General features: G+C 72.1%; 16 protein-coding genes, 2 tRNA genes and 2 pseudogenes. 16 read left to right on the top strand and 4 right to left on the bottom strand.

Annotated elements, in window-relative coordinates; translation table 11 throughout:
* Positions 1-57 precede the first annotated feature (57 nt).
* The 7 genes from V2W30_RS13460 to V2W30_RS13430 all read left to right on the top strand — a co-directional run bounded on the left by V2W30_RS13460 (position 58) and on the right by V2W30_RS13430 (position 4,320).
* On the top strand, positions 58-219 hold the full coding sequence (locus V2W30_RS13460; RefSeq protein ID WP_338696404.1) for a hypothetical protein: 162 nt from the start codon (positions 58-60) through the stop codon (positions 217-219).
* A 115-nt stretch (positions 220-334) separates the two neighbouring features.
* Positions 335-499 carry a hypothetical protein gene (locus V2W30_RS13455; RefSeq protein WP_338696402.1) on the top strand — a complete coding sequence of 55 codons (165 nt, stop codon included), beginning with the start codon at positions 335-337 and terminating at the stop codon, positions 497-499.
* Positions 500-544: 45 nt separating this feature from the next.
* Positions 545-1,207, top strand: a complete 663-nt coding sequence (gene nadD, locus V2W30_RS13450) for a nicotinate-nucleotide adenylyltransferase (protein WP_338696401.1) — start codon at positions 545-547, stop codon at positions 1,205-1,207.
* 25 nt (positions 1,208-1,232) lie between these two features.
* Positions 1,233-2,876 (top strand): LCP family protein, encoded by a 1,644-nt coding sequence (locus tag V2W30_RS13445; protein WP_338696400.1) that lies wholly within the window; start codon positions 1,233-1,235, stop codon positions 2,874-2,876.
* Between the two features lie 131 nt (positions 2,877-3,007).
* Complete coding sequence (gene rsfS / locus V2W30_RS13440; RefSeq protein ID WP_338696398.1) at positions 3,008-3,466, top strand: ribosome silencing factor; 459 nt, start codon at positions 3,008-3,010, stop codon at positions 3,464-3,466.
* Positions 3,463-4,113: a histidine phosphatase family protein gene (locus tag V2W30_RS13435; RefSeq protein WP_338696396.1), complete on the top strand. Its 651-nt coding sequence runs from the start codon at positions 3,463-3,465 to the stop codon at positions 4,111-4,113. The genes rsfS and V2W30_RS13435 overlap by 4 nt, the downstream gene beginning before the upstream one ends.
* 134 nt (positions 4,114-4,247) lie before the next feature.
* Positions 4,248-4,320, top strand: a tRNA-Ala gene (locus V2W30_RS13430).
* Between the two features lie 40 nt (positions 4,321-4,360).
* On the opposite strand, the gene V2W30_RS13425 is transcribed toward V2W30_RS13430, so the two are convergent.
* The gene (locus V2W30_RS13425) at positions 4,361-5,296 is read right to left on the bottom strand and encodes a helix-turn-helix transcriptional regulator (RefSeq protein ID WP_425244532.1); all 936 of its coding nucleotides are present in this window, start codon (positions 5,294-5,296) and stop codon (positions 4,361-4,363) included.
* Between the two features lie 200 nt (positions 5,297-5,496).
* On the opposite strand from V2W30_RS13425, the gene V2W30_RS13420 reads away from it, so the two are divergent.
* The 3 genes from V2W30_RS13420 to V2W30_RS13410 all read left to right on the top strand — a co-directional run bounded on the left by V2W30_RS13420 (position 5,497) and on the right by V2W30_RS13410 (position 7,408).
* Positions 5,497-6,873 (top strand): MFS transporter, encoded by a 1,377-nt coding sequence (locus V2W30_RS13420; RefSeq protein WP_338703594.1) that lies wholly within the window; start codon positions 5,497-5,499, stop codon positions 6,871-6,873.
* 88 nt (positions 6,874-6,961) lie between these two features.
* Complete coding sequence (locus V2W30_RS13415; RefSeq protein WP_338696395.1) at positions 6,962-7,171, top strand: hypothetical protein; 210 nt, start codon at positions 6,962-6,964, stop codon at positions 7,169-7,171.
* 3 nt (positions 7,172-7,174) lie between these two features.
* Positions 7,175-7,408: a hypothetical protein gene (locus V2W30_RS13410; protein WP_338696394.1), complete on the top strand. Its 234-nt coding sequence runs from the start codon at positions 7,175-7,177 to the stop codon at positions 7,406-7,408.
* Here V2W30_RS13410 and V2W30_RS13405 read toward each other — a convergent pair.
* On the bottom strand, positions 7,377-8,567 hold the full coding sequence (locus V2W30_RS13405) for a glycosyltransferase 87 family protein (protein ID WP_338696393.1): 1,191 nt from the start codon (positions 8,565-8,567) through the stop codon (positions 7,377-7,379). The genes V2W30_RS13410 and V2W30_RS13405 overlap by 32 nt on opposite strands.
* A 148-nt stretch (positions 8,568-8,715) precedes the next feature.
* Here V2W30_RS13405 and V2W30_RS13400 point away from each other — a divergent pair.
* Positions 8,716-8,788 (top strand) — tRNA-Ala (locus V2W30_RS13400).
* Positions 8,789-8,856: 68 nt separating this feature from the next.
* On the opposite strand, the gene V2W30_RS13395 is transcribed toward V2W30_RS13400, so the two are convergent.
* Positions 8,857-10,431 (bottom strand): NADH-ubiquinone oxidoreductase-F iron-sulfur binding region domain-containing protein, encoded by a 1,575-nt coding sequence (locus tag V2W30_RS13395; RefSeq protein ID WP_338696391.1) that lies wholly within the window; start codon positions 10,429-10,431, stop codon positions 8,857-8,859.
* Complete coding sequence (locus V2W30_RS13390) at positions 10,431-11,555, bottom strand: cytochrome b/b6 domain-containing protein (RefSeq protein WP_338696389.1); 1,125 nt, start codon at positions 11,553-11,555, stop codon at positions 10,431-10,433. The genes V2W30_RS13395 and V2W30_RS13390 overlap by 1 nt, the downstream gene beginning before the upstream one ends.
* Before the next feature lie 516 nt (positions 11,556-12,071).
* Here V2W30_RS13390 and leuS point away from each other — a divergent pair.
* The 5 genes and pseudogenes from leuS to V2W30_RS13365 all read left to right on the top strand — a co-directional run bounded on the left by leuS (position 12,072) and on the right by V2W30_RS13365 (position 21,165).
* A complete protein-coding gene (gene leuS / locus V2W30_RS13385) occupies positions 12,072-14,975 on the top strand; it encodes a leucine--tRNA ligase (protein WP_338696387.1) in 2,904 nt (967 codons plus the stop codon).
* A 152-nt stretch (positions 14,976-15,127) separates the two neighbouring features.
* Positions 15,128-15,832 carry a hypothetical protein gene (locus tag V2W30_RS13380; RefSeq protein WP_338696385.1) on the top strand — a complete coding sequence of 235 codons (705 nt, stop codon included), beginning with the start codon at positions 15,128-15,130 and terminating at the stop codon, positions 15,830-15,832.
* A gap of 83 nt (positions 15,833-15,915) precedes the next feature.
* Positions 15,916-16,764 (top strand): DegV family protein, encoded by an 849-nt coding sequence (locus V2W30_RS13375; RefSeq protein ID WP_338696384.1) that lies wholly within the window; start codon positions 15,916-15,918, stop codon positions 16,762-16,764.
* Between the two features lie 196 nt (positions 16,765-16,960).
* A pseudogene (locus V2W30_RS13370) lies at positions 16,961-18,003 on the top strand (helix-hairpin-helix domain-containing protein).
* Between the two features lie 136 nt (positions 18,004-18,139).
* Positions 18,140-21,165 (top strand): annotated as a pseudogene (locus V2W30_RS13365) (ComEC/Rec2 family competence protein).
* Positions 21,166-21,536 lie beyond the last annotated feature (371 nt).

Here is a 21,536-nt window from a genome sequence, read left to right as displayed (position 1 = left end):
ACTCCACATTAGGCGGAGATACCGTGACGGGGCAGCACACAGAAGGAGCGAACCGCCATGGACCACACCGATCACCTCGATCACCTCATCAGCGCCGCGTCGGAGCAGGGGCCCGGCAATCTGCTGCGCGTCGTGCTGATCGTGGGTGTTCTCGGCGCGGTCCTCCTCGCCTGGTTCCTGCTGCGGGGCTACAAACAGGACGACCGGACCGACGACTGATACCGACGACTGATGAGGCCGTACGGCAGAGTCGGCGTTCGCGGCGGGAAGGGCCCCGCTTACGATGGGTCAGAAGTCTTTATCCCGATCCCACACCGGATAGGTCCTGCTGAAGATGAGCCTCCACAGCACCGCTGCCCAGCTGGCCACTCTCGCCTCCGAGGGCGGCGAGCACGGCGGCAACCACGAGAGCATCAGCCCCCTCATGACGGGCGGCGCCGCGTTCGTCATCCTGCTTCTGCTGCTGTGGATCACGACGCGCTTCAACCGCGACCGCTGAGCCGGGGCACCGAGCACTCGGACCGGGCCAGTAGGCTCTGCACGCATGGGAGCGCAGGACATGCCTACCGGCCCGGTCAACAGCCCGGCCGGCGGCCCGGATCGTGAGTGGGCCTCACCGACCAAGCGACGCCTCGGCGTCATGGGCGGAACGTTCGACCCGATCCACCACGGACACCTGGTGGCGGCCAGCGAGGTCGCCGCGCAGTTCCACCTCGACGAGGTGGTGTTCGTGCCGACCGGGCAGCCCTGGCAGAAGAGCGACAAGAAGGTCTCGCCGGCCGAGGACCGCTATCTGATGACGGTCATCGCGACCGCCGAGAACCCGCAGTTCTCGGTGAGCCGTATCGACCTCGACCGCGGCGGACCGACGTACACCACGGACACGCTGCGCGATCTGCGCGCGCTCAATCCGGACACGGACCTCTTCTTCATCACGGGTGCCGACGCTCTCGGCCAGATCCTCACCTGGCGATACACCGAAGAGCTCTTCTCCCTGGCACACTTCATCGGCGTGACCCGTCCGGGCCACACACTCGCCGACCCCGGCCTGCCCGAGGGCGGTGTCTCGTTCGTCGAGGTCCCCGCCCTCGCGATCTCGTCCACGGACTGCCGTGACAGAGTCGCCAAGGGCGACCCCATCTGGTACATGGTGCCGGACGGTGTGGTGCGCTACATCGACAAGCGCCAGCTGTACCGAGGCGAATGACCCTGCACCGCCGAGAGGGGCATCGGTGAACGACCGATACGACGGTTACGACCAGCAGCAGTACGAGTTGGTCGGCTACGACGAGTTCGGCCAGCCGGTCTACCGGCAGGTGCAACAGGCGCCGTCGTACGAGCGGTCCGGAGAGTACTCGGCGTACGGATACGGCTACGACCCGTACGCGACCGGGCAGCAGCAGCCCGTCCAGCCGGCGCAGCCGTCGTCGCCGCCCCCGCCCGCGCCTTCGTACGATCCCTACGGCGGTGCGCAGCACGGCGGTTACGACCCGTACGGCGCCGCCGCCGGAACCGGTGAGCAGCCCCGGGCCGCCGCGCAGCAGCAGGCCACCGCCTACATCCCGCAGCAGGCCCCGGCCCCTCAGGAGCCTGAACCGGAGCCGGCGCAGGACCGCGACTACCGTACCGAGCAGTTCGACTTCGTCGAGGACCCGGACGAGAACTCCGAAGACGTCATCGACTGGCTGAAGTTCACGGAGTCCCGCAGCGAGCGGCGCGAGGAGGCCAAGCGGCGCGGCCGCAACCGGGGCGTCGCGCTCATCGTCGTCCTCGCCCTGTGCCTGGTCGGCGGCGTCGGCTACCTCTGGTCCGCGGGCAAGCTGCCCTTCCTGTCCGAGGACGCCAAGAAGGCCGACGGCACGACCGCGGCGGGACCGCAGAACCGTGACGTCATCGTCGTGCACCTGCACAACACCAAGGGCGGGGCCACTTCCACGGCCCTGCTGGTGAACAACACCACCACCCAGCAGGGCACCACGGTCCTGCTGCCCAACTCCCTCGCCGTGTCGGGCGACGACGGCACCACCAGCACGCTCGGCAAGTCCGTCGACGACGACGGCTCCTCCGGCACCAGCGACGCGATCGACGCCCTCCTCGGCACCGACGTCCAGGGCACCTGGCGCCTGGACACCCCCTACCTGAACAACCTGGTCGAGCTCGTCGGCAACATCGACATCAACACCGACACGGACGTGCCCGACCCGGACAAGAAGGGCACCACCCTCGTCCACAAGGGCGAGCAGCAGACCCTCAGCGGTCCGATGGCCGTCGCCTACGCCACCTACCGGGCCAAGGGCGAGGCCGAGACCGCGCAGCTCATGCGGTTCGGGCAGGTCATGCAGGGCGTGCTGCGCAAGCTGTCCTCGGACCCGCAGGCCGCGACGACCACCGTGCAGACGCTCGCCCAGATCCTCGACCCGTCGCTGACGGAGAAGGACCTCGGCGCCTTCCTCGCCAAGCTCGCCGACCACGCCAAGGAGGGCGACTACAAGACCGCCCTGCTCCCGGTGCAGAGCGACGGCACGCTCTCCGACGCCGCCGCGAACTCCGTGGTCAAGGACGTGCTCGGCGGCACCGTGAAGGCCCCGTCCGACGGTGACTCGCTGCGCGTCGGCATCAAGAACGCCACCGGCGACAAGACCCGCACCGAGAAGGCCCGCGTCACCCTCGTCAACGGCGGCTACACCTTCATCTCGGCCGGCACCGGCACCGCCGCGGCGGCGTCGCAGGTCACGTACGCCGACGCCGCCCGCAAGCAGGACGCCGTCGAGGTCGCCAAGACGCTGGGCCTGCCGACCTCGGCCGTGCGGAAGGGGAAGACAGCCGCGAACGCGGACGTCTCCGTGGTCCTCGGTCAGGACTACACCGGCAAGTGATCCACCTACCGGCGCCCCCGGAATCGGGGGCGCCGGTAATGCCGTGAGGCAGTTCGGCTGTCCGTGAGACCCTTGAGGTACCCCCGTCAGGCATGGCCCGGGGGATCTGCCCCCCGACGGAAAGCCTTGTAGTGACCGCCACTGACCGTTCCCTTGAGCTCATCACCGCCGCCGCCCAGGCCGCAGCCGACAAGCTCGCGCACGACATCATCGCCTACGACGTCAGCGACGTGCTGTCCATCACGGACGCCTTCCTGCTCGCGTCGGCTCCCAACGACCGCCAGGTCAAGTCGATCGTCGACGAGATCGAGGAGCGCCTGAACAAGGAGCTCGGCGCCAAGCCCGTCCGCCGCGAGGGCGACCGCGACGCCCGCTGGATCCTGCTCGACTACGTCGACATCGTCGTCCACGTCCAGCACAGCGAGGAGCGCGTCTTCTACGCCCTCGAGCGCTTGTGGAAGGACTGCCCCGAGCTGGACCTGCCCGCCGACGCCAAGGCCACCCGGGGCAAGGGCGCCGAGCACGCCCAGCGCGAGCAGGCCGCGGAGGATGCGGAGGAGATCCGCGAACTCGGCGGTGAGGTCCTTTGACCACCGCTTCACCTCGCGGCCGCCGCGTCGTCCTGTGGCGCCACGGCCAGACGTCCTGGAACCTGGAGCGCCGCTTCCAGGGCACCACGGACATCGAGCTGACCGAGACCGGCGTCGCGCAGGCCAAGCGCGCCGCCCGCCTGCTCGCCTCCCTGAAGCCGGACGCCGTCGTGGCCTCCGACCTCAAGCGGGCCGCCGCCACCGCCGCCGAGCTGACCGCCCTGACCGGCCTGGACGTCACGTACGACCAGGGGCTGCGCGAGACGTACGCCGGTGAGTGGCAGGGCCTCACGCACGAGGAGATCATCGCCCGGTACGGCGAGCAGTACGCCGCGTGGAAGCGCGGCGAGAGCGTGCGCCGGGGCGGCGGCGAGCTGGAGACCGAGGTCGCCGACCGGGCGGCGCCCGTCGTGCTGCGGCACGCGGACAAGCTGCCGGACGACGGCCTGCTCGTCGTGGTCAGCCACGGCGGCACCATCCGCACCACCATCGGTCGCCTCCTGGGTCTGGAGTCCCACCACTGGGAGGGGCTCGGCGGTCTGTCGAACTGCTGCTGGTCCGTCCTCGGCGAGGGCGCCCGCGGCTGGCGGCTGCTGGAGCACAACGCCGGCACATTGCCGGAACCGGTCCTCGGCGACGACGACTGAGTCCCTGGTCGGGACGGTTGTGGCCGGTCCCTGCGGGCCGCAGGGACCGGATTTCACTTTCCGGCAGGTCGCAGGCTAAAGTTCTTCTTGTTCGGCCCGCCGGGGGAAACACCGGGGGGAGCGGACGAAGGCAAGGGGCTATAGCTCAGTTGGTAGAGCGCCTGCATGGCATGCAGGAGGTCAGGAGTTCAATTCTCCTTAGCTCCACAGGAAGTTCCGGTTCACAGGAACCGAAGATCCCGTCCCGTCAGGGGCGGGATTTTTCGTTGTCCGTGCGCACGGCCGCCAGGCGCTCATGGGTCTCCTCGTCGACCGGCGAGTAGACGACGATCCGGCACTCCGGCATGCCGTTGATCGACAGCGAGGTCGACGTCATCCGCAGCTCGCCCTCGACCGCCCGGTGCCGGAACGTCTTCACCCGCGGTCCCGGCGGCGCGACGTCACCGCTCTCCCACAGCTCGGCGAAGTACGGGCTGGCCGTGATCAGCCCGCGTATGAAGTCCTCCCAGACCGGCTCGCCCGCGTGCCGCCCGTATCCCGACCGCAGGGTCGCCACCATCACCGGCAGCTCGGTCTCCCGCAGCACCAGTGGGCAGGTGGCCTCGGGGGCCAGGAACAGCGTGCGCAGTGCGTTCGGCGTCCGGGGCAGGGTCTCGGGGGCGAGGATGAACAGCGCGCGGTAGGCGGCATTGGTCGCCAGGAGGTCGAACCGGGCGTTGTAGACCACGGCGGGCAGCGGGTCCAGCGCGTCGATGATGCCCTGGATGTCGGGCCCGACGGTCTCGCCGCCGGCCACCCGCGCCGGCTCGTACGGCACCTCCGCCAGCTGGTAGAGATGTTCCCGCTCCGGCGGGTCGAGCCGCAGCGTGCGCGCCACCGCGTCCAGGACCTGCGGCGAGGCGTTGATCGGGCGGCCCTGCTCCAGCCACGTGTACCAGGTGACGCCGACGCCGGAGAGCTGCGCGACCTCCTCGCGGCGCAGGCCCGGGGTGCGCCTGCGGGGGCCCGCGGGCATGCCGACGTCGGCCGGGGTGACCCGGGCCCGGCGACTCTTCAGGAAGGCGGCCAGCTCGGGCCGCGTCCTGCGGCGGTCCCGGCCGGGGGCCGGTGGGTGCTCCGGCGTGGTCGCGCGGCCCGTCGCGGTCGTGTGCTCCGTCGTGGTCATCGTCGTCACATCCCCCATCGTGTGCGCCGGTGCCGCGCCCCGGAAGGCGCGTACCGGGTGGTGCCGCTACCAGCATCAGCGGGCTCTCGTTACCCGTATCCGATCGCCGTCAGGCTCGACGCATGACGACAACCGTCCCGGAAAGTCCGCAGTCCCCAACTCCCGGATCCAGTAAAGCCCCTGGCACTGACAACGGCCCGGCGCCCGGTCGCGGGCTGCTGCTCGCGGTGGTCCTCGCCGTCCAGTTCATGGCGGTCCTCGACGTGTTCATCGTGAACGTCGCCGCCCCCACCATCGGCACCGAACTCGACGCGTCCGGCGCCGCGTTGCAGCTGGTCATCGCCGGATACACCATCACGTACGCGGTCCTGCTGATCACCGGCGCGCGCCTCGGCGACCGGTTCGGGCACCGGCGCGTCACGCTCGTCGGGCTCTGCGGGTTCACCGTGGCGTCGCTGGCCTGCGGACTGGCGCAGAGCGGCGGCGAGTTGATCGCGTTCCGGATGGTGCAGGGCGCCGGCTCCGCGCTGATGATCCCGCAGGTGCTCAGCCTCATCCAGCGCCATTTCGCGGGGCAGGCCCGGCTGCGGGCGCTCGGCGCGTACTCCGCGGTGATCGCCGTGGGCGCCGCGGCCGGACAGGTGCTCGGCGGCGTGCTGGTCAGCGCCGACCTCTTCGGCACCGGCTGGCGCCTGGTGTTCCTGGTGAACGTGCCCGTCGGGCTCGCGCTGCTCGCGCTCGGGCGCCGGGAGTTGCCGCGTGACGAGACCCGGGGGCAGGGCCGCGGCCGCCCGCTCGACCTGCCGGGTCTCCTCCTGCTCGGCGGCGCCGTCTCCCTGTGCGCGGTGCCGCTGGTGCTCGGCCAGGAGGAGGGCTGGCCCCTGTGGTCCTGGCTGTGCCTCGTCGCGTCCGCGGCCCTGTTCGTCCTGTTCTGCGGTTACGAGTCCGCTCTCGCCCGGCGCGGGGGCGCCCCGCTGATCGCGCCGCGGGTCCTCGCGCTGCCCGGCATCGGCCTCGCCGTCTTCCGGGTGCTCGCCGTGATGGCGGTCAACGCCGGATTCCTCTTCGCGATGACCCTGCACGTCCAGGCCGGGCTCGGCTACAGCGCGCTGCGCGCGGGGCTCACCTTCGCGCCGATCGCCGTGGTGTTCGGCGCGGTGGGACTGACCTGGCGGCGCTGGCCGGAGCGGTGGCAACGGGCCATGATCCCCGCCGGGTTCGTGCTCGCCGCGGCCGGAAGCCTCGGTACCGCCCTCGCGCTGCGCGACGGCGCCGGGGCCGGATTCTGGCTCTATGTCTCGTTCGTGGCGGTCGGTGCCGGGCTCGCGCTCGGCTTCAGTCCGACGCTCACCCGGGCCCTGGCCGCGGTACGGCCCGAGGACGCCGCCGACGCCAGCGGACTGCTCGCCACCGTGACCCAGCTCGGCCAGTTCGTCGGCGTGGCCGCCTTCGGCACACTTTTCCTCAACCGCGTTGAGGCATCAGGGGCTTCGGGGGCGTATTCCTCGGCAGACGCGCTCCTGGTGTGCGCTTATGCGCTGGCCGGAGCGGCGGCGCTGGGTGCCGTGTCCGGACTGGTACGCAGGCGTCGCTGACCGTATTGCTCCGGCCGTGGCAGAATCGGACGGCCGGAAGGGGGCTGCGTCCGACCGATGAAGACGGCCCGACGGGAGGGAGTACGCGATGCCCTTGAGCATCAACGAGGAGGCCGACCGCCCCCTCGGCGTGGCAGTGATATCCACCGAGTCCCCGACCCCTTCCGAAACCGTCCCGGGAGACGCCCCGCTTCTCCTCAACTGTCCGTCCTGCGGCTCCTCCCATGTCGCCCAGATGCTGGGTGACAACGGCGGGATCTCGTACGTGTGCACGGCCTGCGGCCACAGCTGGAGCTGATCGATGGGTGCACACAGGAGAAAGTGCGACTGGTGCGACAGCGGTACGCCCATCGTGCGCGACATGGAGCCGGTGAATCCCGACTACCAGTACTGGTGCGAGGAATGCGCGCGGGCGCTGATCATAAAGGGCGACCCGATCGAGACGTATCGGGAACTGGAGGGCGAGCCGATCTACGGGCGCCTTCTGGACGAGCACTGCACCCTCAAGCGGTTCTACTCGTTCGCCACAGCCTGACGCCGCAGTGCGCCAGGAAGGCGCAGCCCACCCCTACGTAGAGCGCCGACAGCAGCAACTGACCGCTGTCCTGGTGCAGTTCGGGCCTGCCGCGACCGTGCGGCACCCACCACAGGGCGTACGAGCAGAACGGCAGCGCCGCGAGGACGGCCGCGCGGCGCCGGCCCGACTCCCAGACCAGCAGGACCAGCGGCACGCACCACACCCAGTGGTGCGACCAGGAGACCGGGCTGACCAGGAGCGCCGTCGCCGCGCACGCCAGGACGGCCTGCGCCCGCCGTCCGCGCAGCGCCGCCGCCACCGCCACCGCGAGTCCGACCGCGCCCGTCACGGCGGCGGCAGCGGCCCACCACAGGCCCGGGTCGCCGGTGTGCAGGACCCTGGCCAGGGCGCCGCGCAGCGACTGGTTCGCGGTGTCCTCGGCGTGGCCGACCCGGCCCGCCGCGAAGATCATCCGGGTCCAGAAGCGGCGGGAGTCGAGCGGCAGGACGAGCGCCGTCAGCGCGGTCGCCCCGAGGAACGCGTACGCCGCCACGCGCGCGCGGCGCAGCCACGGCCGCCAGGAACCGCCCCGAACCGCCAGCGCGATCCCCGTACCCAGCAGGAACACGGCGAACAGCGCCGGTGTCAGCTTGACCGCCGCCGCGACGCCGATCCCCGCGCCCGCCCAGCGGTGTCCCGGCCGCCGGGTCAGATCCCACAGGACCAGCACGGCGAGCAGCAGATTGACCTGCCCGTAGCGCAGCGTCGTCCACACCGGTTCGCACCACACCGCACCCGCCGCCACCCACAAGGCGTGCTCCACGCGCGCGTGGCGGCCCACGAGCCGCAAGGAGAGATGCGCGAACGCGACAAGAAGAGCGAGGTTCGCGACGGTCGCCGCCGCCTTCATGGCCGCGACGTCCAGGAGCGTCAGCGGGGTGAACAGCAGAGCGGCGAACGGGGGGTAGGTGGTCGGCAGGCGGGCCTGTGTCGCTCGCAGCGCGTACAGGTCGCCGCCTGCCCGTACGGTCGCGCCCTCCGCCCGGTAGACCAGGAGGTCGATCATCGAGACGTGGGCCGCGCGTTGCGCGGCCCAGAAGGCCACGAAGGAGAGCAGGCAGGCGCCCAGGGCGAGGGGCACACGGCGGTGGGCGTGGGGCAGGACGAGCACGGTCACGTCACGCGACAGTAGTGGTCGTATCCCACACCTTTCCCTACAGACCGGGGCAGACAGGAAACGATTTGGTGATGCACCGGGGGGACCGTGTAATGTTGGCGTCGCCGCCGGGGAAACCGACAGGAACACCGGGCGGAACCCACAGCAAGGGGCTATAGCTCAGTTGGTAGAGCGCCTGCATGGCATGCAGGAGGTCAGGAGTTCAATTCTCCTTAGCTCCACAGTAATGAGAAGCGGGCCATCCGATCGGATGGCCCGCTTTCGTGTGTCCGCTCGTCCTGTGCGGTCCCTACCTGCGGGCCCGGCTGCGGCCCGGGGGCAGCGCCGGCGGCAGGACGGGACGGGGCGGGGTCGCCGCCGGGTCCTCCTCGATGCGCAGCGCCAGCGCGGGACAGCGACGCACCGCGCGCACCGCGTTCGCCTCCGAATAGCGCGGTACCGCCGCCTCCGCGACCGTGGGGAACCCGTCCGGACCGAGCTGGAGCAGCTCCGGCGCGATGTCCGCGCACAGGCCGTGGCCCTGGCACAGCGTCCAGTCGACGGCGAGGCGCTTGCCGCTCGGCGCCGCGCTCGCCGGGGCCTGCGTGTGCAGCGGCAGCACGCCGCGCACCGGCCGACCGCACCCGGCGCCCAGGACGTGCGCGGCCAGATCGTCCGTGAAGGCCGAGATCGACGACTCGATGAACGCCGCCGAACCGTCGGGGTGCTTGCATGCGCCGCGCCGCTTCACCGCGCGGGTGACCTCGCGCAGCGCCTCCAGGGCGGTGGGGCCGCCGCCGTTCAGGACGTCCTCCAGGCCGCGTGCCGCCGCCGGCAGCCCGAGGTAGCAGGGGCCGCACTGGCCCGCGCTCTCGGACGCCAGCCACTGCGCGACTTTCAGGGACTCGCCGAGCGGGCAGGTGTCGGGCCCGATCGGCAGGATCGCGCCCGCGCCCAGCGCGCCGCCGCACGCCTCCAGGGAGGCCCGGGAGACGATCGCGTCCTGCGCCCCGACCCCGTCGAGCCACTTGCCGTGATAGCCGCCCGTCAGGACGCCCTGGGGCAGCGGGGGAGCGCCCGCGAGCTGAAGGACGTAGCGCAGCGGGACGCCGGAGGGCACTTCGAGGACCATCGGCCGGGCGACCGCCCCGGAGAGCGTCAGCAGGATCGTGCCGGGCTCGTCGTGCAGTCCCGTGCGGCAGAAGCGCTCGGGGCCCGTACGGGCGGCGACGGCGAGCTGGGCGAACGTCTCCGCGTTGGACAGGAGCGTCGGGGCGCCGCCGACCCCGGAGTCGGAGGCGCGCACCTTGCGGCCGGGCGGCTTGGGCGGGCCGCCGTCCGCGGAGCGGATCAGCGCCGAGGACTCACCGGTCACCATCCGTACGGGATTGCGCTGCACGCGCGCGCGGAGCGGGGCGTTGCGGCGGTTCGTGAGGCCGCGCTCGGCGAGCGCCGCCTGCATCGAGGCCTCGGTGGAGTCGCGGGTCACGCCCACGATCAGGGTGCGGGCGCCGAGCGCCTCCGCGACCAGCAGGGCGCCGTCCAGGATGAGGTGCGGGGCCCGGTTGATCAGGACGGTGTCCTTGCGGCAGGCGGGCTCGTCCTCGCTGCCGTTGACGACGACCACGGGGCGCACACCGCGCCGGATCGCCGCCTCTGCGACCGCGCGCAGCTTCTTGGCGAAGGGGAAGCCCGCGCCGCCGCGGCCGCGCAGCGACACCGCCTGGGCCAGCCGGGCGAGCTGCTCGCCCGCCAGGGGTTCCAGCGGGCCGTGGACCTTCAGGTGCATGTCGAGGTCGAGGCGCTCCACGAGGTCGAACCCCGAAGTGAGCTGGGGAAGGCCGACGACGCGGACTTCGGGGACGTCGGGCAGCGCCGTGTTCACTACGCGCCTCCGTAGGGCGTGGTCCATGGCTCACCGGACGTGGGTGCCTGGAAGGGGCCGGGGAGCGGTTCGGTCGGGGGATCGCCTTCTTCGTAGGCGCCTTCATAAGTGCCTTCGTAGATGCTCTGGTAGGCGCTCTCGTAGGTGCCGGTGTTCGTGTTCTCTCCGTAGGTGGGCGGATACGCCGGCACGCCTCCATACGGGGTGTCGTACGGCGGGTCGTACGCCGAGGGGGGCGCCTCGGCGGGCGGCGGCGGGGACGGGGCCGGCCAGCGCTGGGTGGGCGCTGCCTCCATGGCCTCCATGGCCTCCATGGCGGAGGTCTGCGCCGGTACCACGTAATCCACGTAGGGCAGCGATTGCGTGGGGGCCTCCGCGCGGGGAGCGGCGGAGACCGCGCGGTAGGCGGCCGCGAAGCCGACTCCGGCCGGGGCCGGCGCGGGCCTGGCCCGCTCGTCCGCGGCCGGCCTGGCGGGCGTGGGCGGCTGGGTGGCGGGCAGCGGCTGCTCGGCCACGTCGCGGGGCGCGCGGGGGCCGCGGTCCAGGAACTCCAGGACGCGCGCCGCCACCTTGCGCTTGACCGACAGCGGCGCCGCCCGCAGCCCCATCGCGCCGGCGACGGCGAGCAGGCACAGGCAGTACAGGACGACCACGTACGTCTTCGGGGCGCGGCCCGCGTACAGGCCGTGTACGAGGGCCATGCACCAGGCCGGGTAGGCGAGCATGTGGGTCGCCCGCCAGCGAGCGGCGAGGCGGGCCGGGGAGGCCATCGAGCTGCGCAGCGCGCCGGTGACGCCGGTGGCCACCATCAGGAGGCCCGCGAGGACGCCCAGGCCGATCAGGCCGCTGCTGCCGGCGACGCCCGTCCCGAAGGGGATCAGCGCGCCGATGAGCGTCACGTGGGCGAGCGCCAGCTTCACGCTGACGTGCAGCAGCAGGAACCCGATCGAGCCGACGGCGGTGGCCCGGTGCACGGCCTGGGCGAGCAGCCGCTGCCGTGAGGTCAGGAACAGACGGTCGGACGCGACCAGGCCCCACACGACGGACGCCGTGAGGGAGACCAGCGACAGCACGCCCGTGGTGAAGTCGAGGGCCGCCCGGAAGGCGTCGCTCCCTGTGACCACGACCACGGGTATGAGGGCGAGTGCCGCCGCACTCAACACCCCCGTTGTTCTGCGGCGGCTACTTCTAGTGGTGCCTGAACTCCGCAGCGTGTTAAGGGAGTTCAGATGGTTCGACGTTCGAGGGTTCATGGGGGCGACTCCGAATGGTTCGGCACAGTGGACCCACAGCCCGCACTCTAGGTCGATGAATACCAGCCAGTACGAGGTTTGAGTTATCTCGCCGTTATCTAGACGCCGCCCGGTATTTGTGTTGCCCCGATAGCGGGCGGTACGCGGAGTAACCCTTGGCCCTCGGTGGGGCGGACGGAAGCCCGTCGCGGCCCGCCTGAGGGCTGCGGTACCCTGACGCCATGCGTGCCGTACGCCTTCTGCTTAGCGAGCCGCGCTGATCAGTCCCGACCCGCCCCTGAGCGTGTGGTCGGAATCGGCGCGGCGCCCCCTCCTGTGCGAGGGGCTTTTTCATTTCCTAAGCCGATGGGCTGCTGTGCAGAGACGATCGATGGAGCTTTGAGGATCATGAGCGAGACGAATTCCGCTGCCACGTCCGAGGCGGCGGTCGCGCCGCACCGCTACACGGCGGCCATGGCCGCCGACATCGAGGCACGCTGGCAGGACTTCTGGGACGAGAACGGCACCTACGAGGCGCCGAACCCGACGGGTGACCTGGCCGGGGCCACCCAGGAAGCCAGGGCGCTCGCCGCGCGGCCCAAGAAGTTCATCATGGACATGTTCCCGTACCCCTCGGGTGCGGGCCTGCACGTCGGCCACCCGCTGGGTTACATCGCCACGGACGTCTACGCCCGTTTCCAGCGCATGACCGGGCACAACGTGCTGCACACCCTGGGCTTCGACGCGTTCGGCCTGCCGGCCGAGCAGTACGCCGTGCAGACGGGCACCCACCCGCGCACGTCGACCGAGGCCAACATGGAGAACATGAAGGCGCAGCTGCGCGGCCTGGGTCTGGGCCACGACAAGCGCCGGTCGTTCGCCACGATCGACCCCGAGTACTACAAGTGGACGCAGTGGATCTTCCTCCAGATCTTCAACTCCTGGTACGACGAGGACCTGGACAAGGCCCGTCCGATCGCCGACCTGGTCAAGCAGTTCGAGACCGGTGAGCGTGCGGTTCCCGGCGGCGGTTCGTGGTCCGCGCTGAGCGAGGCCGAGCGCGCCGACATCCTGGGCGAGTACCGCCTGGCGTACGCCTCCGACGCGCCCGTGAACTGGGCACCGGGCCTGGGCACCGTCCTGGCCAACGAGGAGGTCACCGCCGACGGCCGCTCGGAGCGCGGCAACTTCCCCGTCTTCAAGGCGAAGCTGCGCCAGTGGAACATGCGCATCACGGCCTACGCGGACCGCCTGCTGGACGATCTGGACGGCCTGGACTGGCCCGAGGCGATCAAGCTGCAGCAGCGCAACTGGATCGGCCGCTCCGAAGGCGCCCGTATCGACTTCAAGGTCGGGGCCGAGGACGCCATCACCGTCTTCTCGACCCGCCAGGACACGCTGTTCGGCGCCACCTACATGGTGCTGGCCCCCGAGCACGACCTGGTCGAGAAGATCACGCCCGCCGCGTGGCCCGAGGGCACGCACGACGTGTGGACGGGCGGTCACGCGACGCCCGCCGAGGCCGTCGCCGCGTACCGCAAGCAGGCCGCGTCCAAGTCGGACGTCGAGCGCCAGGCCGAGGCCAAGGACAAGACCGGCGTCTTCACCGGCGCGTACGCCACCAATCCCGTCAGCGGCGAGAAGGTTCCCGTCTTCATCGCCGACTACGTGCTGATGGGCTACGGCACCGGCGCGATCATGGCCGTCCCGGCGCACGACGCCCGCGACTTCGCCTTCGCGCGCGCCTTCGAGCTGCCCATGCGGTGCGTGGTCGAGCCGTCGGACGACCGCGGCACCGACACCTCGACGTGGGACGACGCCTTCGTCGCGTACGAGGCGAAGCTGGTCAACTCCAGCGGTGACGAGGTCTCCCTGGACGGTCTGGGCGTCGCCGACGCCAAGGCCCGGATGACCGAGTGGCTGGAGCGCAAGGGCATCGGCCACGGCACGGTCAACTTCCGGCTGCGGGACTGGCTGTTCAGCCGCCAGCGCTACTGGGGCGAGCCCTTCCCGATCGTCTACGACGAGGACGGCATCGCGCACGCGCTGCCCGAGTCGATGCTGCCGCTGGAGCTGCCGGAGGTCGACGACTACACCCCGCGGACCTTCGACCCGGACGACGCCGACACCGAGCCGGAGACGCCGCTGTCGCGCAACGAGGACTGGGTGAACGTCACCCTGGACCTGGGCGACGGCCCGAAGAAGTACCGCCGCGAGACCAACACCATGCCCAACTGGGCCGGCTCCTGCTGGTACGAGCTGCGCTACCTGGACCCGCACAACAGCGAGAAGCTGGTCGACCCCGAGGTCGAGCAGTACTGGATGGGCCCCCGCGAGGGCATGCCCACCGGCGGTGTCGACCTGTATGTGGGCGGTGCCGAGCACGCGGTGCTGCACCTGTTGTACGCGCGCTTCTGGTCGAAGGTGCTGTTCGACCTGGGGCACGTCTCGTCGGCCGAGCCGTTCCACAAGCTGTTCAACCAGGGCATGATCCAGGCGTACGTCTACAGGGACGCGCGCGGCATCGCCGTACCGGCCGCCGAGGTGGAGGAGCGCGACGGAGCGTACTACTACCAGGGCGAGAAGGTCTCCCGGCTGCTGGGCAAGATGGGCAAGTCCCTGAAGAACGCCGTCACGCCGGACGAGATCTGCGACGAGTACGGCGCGGACACGCTGCGTCTGTACGAGATGGCGATGGGTCCGCTGGACGTGTCGCGGCCGTGGGACACGCGCGCGGTCGTCGGTCAGTTCCGGCTGCTGCAGCGACTGTGGCGCAACATCGTCGACGAGGCGACCGGTGAGGTCACCGTCGTGGACGCCGCCGACGCGGACATCGACCCGACCACGCTGCGCGCGCTGCACAAGGCGATCGACGGGGTGCGCGGCGACCTGGAGGGCATGCGGTTCAACACCGCCATCGCCAAGGTCACCGAGCTGAACAACCACCTGGTCAAGACGTACGCGGGCGGCGCGCTGCCGCGTTCCGTCGCCGAGCGCCTGGTGCTGCTGGTCGCGCCGCTGGCCCCGCACGTCGCCGAGGAGCTGTGGCGCAAGCTGGGCCACGCCGACTCGGTCGTCCACCAGGACTTCCCGGTCGCCGACCCGCAGTACGTCGTCGACGAGGCCGTGACCTGCGTCGTGCAGATCAAGGGCAAGGTGAAGGCCCGCCTGGAGGTCTCCCCGTCGATCTCGGACGAGGAGCTGGAGAAGGTGGCCCTGGCCGACGAGAAGGTCGTCGCGGCGCTGGACGGCGCCGGCATCCGCAAGGTGATCGTGCGGGCGCCGAAGCTGGTGAACATCGTGCCTGCGTAACGCACTCGGGGTTGTTCCCTACGGGCAGGTTGGGGGTTCCGATGGAACCCTCGGCCTGCCTGTTCCGTTTACGGTGGAGACGGCGGGAAGACCGGCACCCGACCGGCACCGACCGGTGGCGGACCGGCAGCGGGACGATGTGGAGGAGCACCATGGAAGTCGTGCTTGTGATCGTGGCGCTGCTCTTCGTCGCGTTCGTGGTGCTCGGGGCGTACGCGACGGTGAAGGCGGTCGGCGCCGCCAAGCGCGGGGTGGACCGCACGGTCGCGCAGGCCAGGCGCACGGTGGAGGACACCACGCTGCGGGCCAGGACCTTCCAGCCCGGGGCGGCGAGCGAGCTGGCCCAGCTGCGGCTGAGGCTGCGCACCTCCATGCGGGCCACCCAGGACGCCCTGCACGCGCGTGTGGCCGAGGACGCCTCGCTCCAGGAGTCCATCGGCCTCTTCGAGCGCCTGAGCGCCCACGGGCACGAGGTGGACGCCGAGCTCAAGCGACTGGAGAGCGAGCCCGACAAGGCCCAGGTGGCACGCGTGCTGCCCGAGCTGCGGGCGCGTACGGAACAGATCACGAGCTCCGCCGACGCCCTGCGGCACGCCGCCAGGGACCGGGCCACCCGGTTCGCCGACGACGACCTGGACTCGCTGAGCACGCAGATCGACCTGGAGGCCGGGGCGCTGCGGCACTGGACGACGGAGACCCCGCGGACCGGGCAGGCCGCTCAGGGCCCGGGGACTTCCCGGCAGGGCGCTCGCGACGCGCGGTCCGCGCAGGAGCCGTCCCGGTCCGCGCTCACCCCACCAGGTGTGCGGCCGGTGTATCCGTGGCAGAAGAAACCCCGTCCCGAGAGCACGACTTGAGCCTGGCCGACAGCCGCCGCTGACCGGCCGCCCGGAGGGGGCCGGGCTGCCGTCGAGGGGCCCCGGCGGGTAACCTCCGGTGCATGTCCCGCCATGTCGCGATCGTCACCGATTCAACGGCCTACCTGCCGCAGCGGACGATGGAGCGCCACAACATCACGGCGGTGCCGCTGACCGTGGTCCTGGGCGACCGGGCCCTCGAAGAGGGCACGGAGATCTCCGCACGCTCGGTCGCCGAGGCGCTGCGCAAGCGTCGCTCGGTCACCACGTCGAGACCGGCCCCCGAACTGTTCGCCGAGACCTACCGCAAGGTCGCCGAGTCCGGCGCCACCGGCATCGTCTCGCTCCATCTGTCGTCCGAGATCTCCGGAACGTACGACGCCGCGGTCCTCGCCGCGCGCGAGGCGCCGGTGCCGGTGCGCGTCGTGGACACCGGGATGGTGGCGATGGCCCTCGGCTTCTGCGCCCTGGCGGCCGTCGAGGTGGCCGACGCCGGGGGCACCGTCGACGAGGCGGTGGCGGCCGCGGAGAAGCGGGCCGCGGGCACCTCCGCGTTCTTCTACGTCGACACCCTGGACTACCTGCGGCGTGGCGGGCGGATCGGCGCCGCGCAGGCGCTGTTCGGCTCCGCGCTCGCGGTCAAGCCGCTGCTCCAGCTCGACGGCGGGCGCATCGAACTCCTGGAGAAGGTCCGTACGGCGTCCAAGGCGATCGCACGGCTCCAGGAGATCGTCGCCGAGCGTGCGGGCAGTGGGCAGGTGGACATCGCCGTCCACCACCTGGCCGCGCCGGAACGGGCCGAGACGCTGGCGGAGTGGCTGCGCGAGCGGGTACCCGGCCTTGTCGAGCTGCACGTCAGCGAGGTGGGGGCGGTGATCGGGGCGCACACCGGGCCGGGGTTGCTGGGAGCGGTGGTCTCGCCGCGGTCGTAGGTTTCGCGTCGGTCGCCGGTCTCGCCGGTCTCGCCTTGATCGTCGGGGGCGGGGACGGCGTAGTCGTGGGTGGGCGTGGTGGGGTTCGCCGGTTTTTCATCTGTGAGGGTGGCCGAGTTATCCACAACTGCCTGGTTCTCCCCGGGAATTGACCAAGATCCACTGAATCGTGGCGGGGTGCCTACCGTCTCGTGGCATGGCACTTCGATCACTGTCACGGACAGCACAGGCATCCAGCGGGCCGGGACGCGGCCCCGCATCCGACGGTCGCGCCCGGCACCGGCACGTGGTGCGGCGGCATGCGCGGCGCAGGCGCATCGCGGCGGAGCAGACCCGGTTGCGCGCGGAGGCGCTGTTCGCCCCGCCCGAGCGGTACGCCGTGCCGACGCCGGTACCTCGGGATCCGGGGCCGGAGAGTGGGGCGGCGCGGGATTCCGGGCTGCGGGAGCCTGTCGCGCGGGCGCCCGAGCACGCGCCTGATCCTGAGCCGCCGGTGCTTTCCTGGCGGGAGCGGGCCCTGCTCGCCGTGCGCGACCGGATGCCGCTGTGGGTGCAGACGCGGTGCGGGATCGAGCGGCGGGGCGCGACGGCGCTGGTCGTGGTGCTCGGTGTGCTGGCCCTCTTCGCGGTGCAGCACTTCTGGACCGGGCGTACGCAGCCGGTGCGGGCGCCCGAGGCCGTGCGTGCGGCGGCCCCGGAGGCCGTTGCGGCGGAGGGCGATCCCTCGGGGAGCGAGCAGGCACAGGGCGGGCCGGGGACGGGAGAGCCGTCCGCCGTGGCGTCGGCCGGTGTCAGTGCCGGGATCGTGGTGGACGTCAGCGGCAAGGTCAGGCGGCCCGGGGTCCACCGGCTGCCCGCGGGGGCACGGGTGGCGGACGCGCTGCGGGCGGCCGGGGAGTCCGGCCCGGCACCGACACCGCCGGGCTGAACCGGGCGCGGCTCCTGACGGACGGCGAGCAGGTGCTGGTGGGCGCTCCGGCGAGTGCCGCCGCCGCGCCGCCGGGTGGCCCGCCGGGATCGGCGTCGGCGGGATCGGCGGGGTCCGCCGGGCCGATCGGTCTCAACACGGCGAGCTTGGAGCAGCTCGACACCCTGCCGGGCGTGGGCCCGGTGCTGGCCCAGCACATCATCGACTACCGCACCGAGCACGGCGGTTTCCGTTCGGTCGACGAACTGCGCGAGGTCAACGGCATCGGGGACCGCCGCTTCGAGGATCTCCAGAATCTCGTACGGCCATGACGCGTACGGCCGCGCAGGGGCGGCGAGTCGAGCGGTCACGCGGAGAGGCGCGGCGCGCGGCAGGTCGCCTCGGGGACGCGGATCCGCGCCAAGAGGGGCCGCCGGACCTGCGGTTGGTGCCGCCCGCGCTGGCGGCGTGGGCGACGGCGGCTCTCGCCCTGACAGCGCCGGCCGGTTGGACGGCGGGGGTGGCGGCGGTGTGCCTGGTCGTGGGCGCCGGGCTGCTGGTGGCGGAGTACGCGCGCGGGCGCGCCGAGCGGGGAGGGAGACGGGGCGGACAGACGCGGAGAGCCCGCACCCGTCGACCTCCGACCGGGTGCCCGAGGGGACGGCCGCTGCGGCGACCGGCCGGGCCAGGGGTCTGCCGTGGCGGCGGTCGTCCGTGGCCGCCCTGCTCCTGTGCGTCGCGGCGGCGGCCGTCTCTTCGGGCTTGCACGCCGCCGATCTGCACCGGGGGCCCGTGCCCGGTCTCGCCGCTCAATACGCCCGGGTGGGAGCCGAGTTGGAGGTCACTTCCGACCCGAGGCTCACGCGGCCGAGGATCAGAGGTGACCACGCGGCGCCGACCTCGGTGCTCATCGAGGCGGACGTGGTGCGGGTGACGGGGCCGGACGGAGCGGAGTCGCGGACGCGGACGCCTGTGCTGGTGCTCGTCGATGCGGCGGACAGGGCCGACGAGGCCGACCGGAGGTCCGGGGCTGATGCGACTGACGCGGCTCAAGGGGTCGGCGGGGCTGATGCGACTGACACGGCTCAAGGGGTCGGCGGGGCTGATGCGGCTGACGCGGCTCAAGGGGTCGGCGGGGCTGATGCGACTGACGCGGCTCAACGGGTCGGCGAGGCTGATGCGGCGGGAGGCAGTGGAGTCAGTGGAGGCACTGGAGCCACTGGAGGCCTTGGAGCCAGTGGAGCCACTGGAGGCCCGGGAGGCAGTGGAGCGACTTGGGTCGGTGGAGTCACTGGCGAGCCAGGGCCGGCCGATCGGGCTGGCTCGCCCGGCGCTTCCTCCCTCGTCTCCTCCTCCGCTTCCTCCCCCGCCTCCTCTTGGTTGTCCCTGTTGCCGAGCACCCGGTTGTGGGTCCGTGGCGGGCTCGCGCCCCCGCTGAGGGACGGTGAGAAGATCGCCGCGGTGCTGCGCGTCGGGCAGGACGAGCGGCCGCGCGTCATCGGTGCGCCGAGCGGGCCGCAGCGCCTGGCCGGGACCCTGCGCGCGGGGCTGAGGGAGGCGACGGACGGGTTGCCGGCGGACGCGCGGGCCCTGCTGCCCGGCCTCGTGGTCGGCGACACGGCCCGGGTCACACCCGAGCTGCACGCGGCCTTTCAGGCGACGGATCTGCTCCACCTCATGGCTGTCAGCGGTGCCAACTTCACGATTCTGCTGGCCCTGTTGATCGGCCCACCCGGCACAGCGCACCTCGTCGAGCGGCGTGGTATCGCGCCCCGCGTCGGCCTGTCGCTCAGAACGACGGCGCTCCTGGGCGGGGTGCTCACCCTCGGCTTCGTCGTGGTCTGCCGACCCGAACCGAGCGTGCTGCGCGCGGCGTCGTGCGGGCTGATCGCGCTCCTCGCCGTCGCCACCGGGCGCCGCAGATCCCTGATCCCGGCGCTCGCCACGGCCGTGCTGCTGCTCGTCGTGTACGACCCTTGGCTGGCGCGGAGTTACGGATTCCTGCTGTCGGTGCTCGCCACCGGGGCGCTGTTGACGCTGGCTCCTCGGTGGAGCGCGGCGCTGCGGGGGCGCGGTGTTCCGGCGCGGCTCGCCGAGGCGCTCGGGGCCGCCGCTGCCGCCCAGGCCGTGTGCGCGCCGGTGGTCGCCGTGCTCGCGGCGCGGGTGAGCCTGGTGGCGGTGCCGTGCAATCTGCTCGCGGAGTTCGCCGTGGCTCCGGCGACGGTGCTCGGGTTCGCCGCGCTCGCGGCGGCGCCGGTGGCGATGCCGGTGGCCGAGTTCCTGGCCTGGTGCGCGGGCTGGCCCGCGGGCTGGATCGTGGACATCGCCCGCACCGGGGCCGCGCTGCCGGGCAGCGGGGTGGACTGGCCGGGCGGCTGGCGCGGAGGCGCGCTGCTCGCACTCGGTACGGCCGTGCTCGTCGTCGTAGGGCGCAGAGTGCTCAAGTCGCCCTGGATCAGCGGGATATGTGTGCTCGTGCTGATCCTGGTGCTCGTGCAGCCGGCGCCGCTCGCCCGGATCGTCACCGGATGGCCGCCGCCGGGGTGGCGCATGGTCATGTGCGATGTGGGGCAGGGCGACGCGCTCGTCCTCGCGGCGGGCGCGGGGGCGGGGGTGGTGGTGGACGCGGGGCCCGACCCGCTGCTCGTCGACCGGTGTCTGCGGTCGCTGGGCATCACCACCGTTCCGCTCGTGGTGCTCACGCACTTCCACGCGGACCATGTGGCGGGGCTGGCGGGAGTGCTGCGGGGGCGTTCGGTCGGGGCGATCGAGACGACGGGGTTCGCGCGGCCGGCGGACCAGGCGGCGTCCGTGCGGGCCCTCGCGGCGGCGCGCGGCATCCCGGTGACCAGGGCGGTGGCGGGGAGCGGCGCCGGGCGGGACCGCTCGACTGGCAGGTGCTGTGGCCGGCGGCCCGCCCGGGACCGGCGCCCGACAGCCCGAACGACGAGAGCGTCACGCTGCTGGTGCGCACCGCGGGCCTGACGCTGCTCCTCCTCGGCGACCTCGAACCGGCAGCGCAGCGCGCCCTGCTGAGATCCGGCGCGGGGGCCGGGCTGCCGCCGGTGGACGTGCTCAAGGTCGCCCACCACGGTTCGGCGTACCAGGACCCGGAGCTGCTGCGCCGGGCCGCGCCCCGGCTCGCGCTCATCAGTTGTGGCGCCGACAACCCCTACGGCCACCCCGCCCCGCGCACGGTCGCGGCACTGCGGGACCGGGGCGCGGCGGTACTGCGGACCGACCGGGACGGAGCGGTCGCTGTCGTGAGTGAGGGAGAACGAAAGGGGCGAGCGGGCGGGGCGGAAGGGGCGGACGGGCCAGGGGGAGCCGGCAGGAGAGGGGAAGGGGGCGGCTCAGGCGGATCGGATGGATCGGATGGATCGTTCGGATCGGTCAGATCAGGTGGATCAGGTGGATCAGGCGGATCGGACGGATCGGGCGGATCTGGCGAGCCAGGCGGGGCCGACCTGGAGGTGGCGCATTTGAGTCCCTGAAACACGCCCCGGTCGGGACCACGAGGAGCCGCAGAGGGTCGTGAAGACCGACGGAGACCGACGGAAACCGACAGAGAGCCACGGAGAGCCACGGAGAGCCACGGATGGCCACGGGGAGTGACGGGAAGCCGGGAGGACCCGCCGTGAGGGTGCGACGCGCCCCGGAAGGCGCGGTGCGAGCGCTGCGTGTCATGCCCTGCGCGCCGTGCATGACAAGGGATCGGTGCGGGTGGCAAGAAGATGGGCGGACGGTGGCGGTGCCGTTGCTACCCGTGAGTAGAAATGCCGCTGAGCTGGGCAAACGCCAACCGGAAGGGGTAATTCGGAGCAGTCGTGGGCAGCAGTGCACCTTCCTCGGCATTCTTGCGATG

Origin of the sequence: Streptomyces sp. Q6, assembly GCF_036967205.1 — a bacterium.
GTDB classification, from domain to species: Bacteria; Actinomycetota; Actinomycetes; order Streptomycetales; family Streptomycetaceae; genus Streptomyces; species Streptomyces citrinus.
The sequence above is the reverse complement of the archived record's forward strand: the minus strand, read 5'-3'. Positions and strand labels throughout refer to the sequence as shown.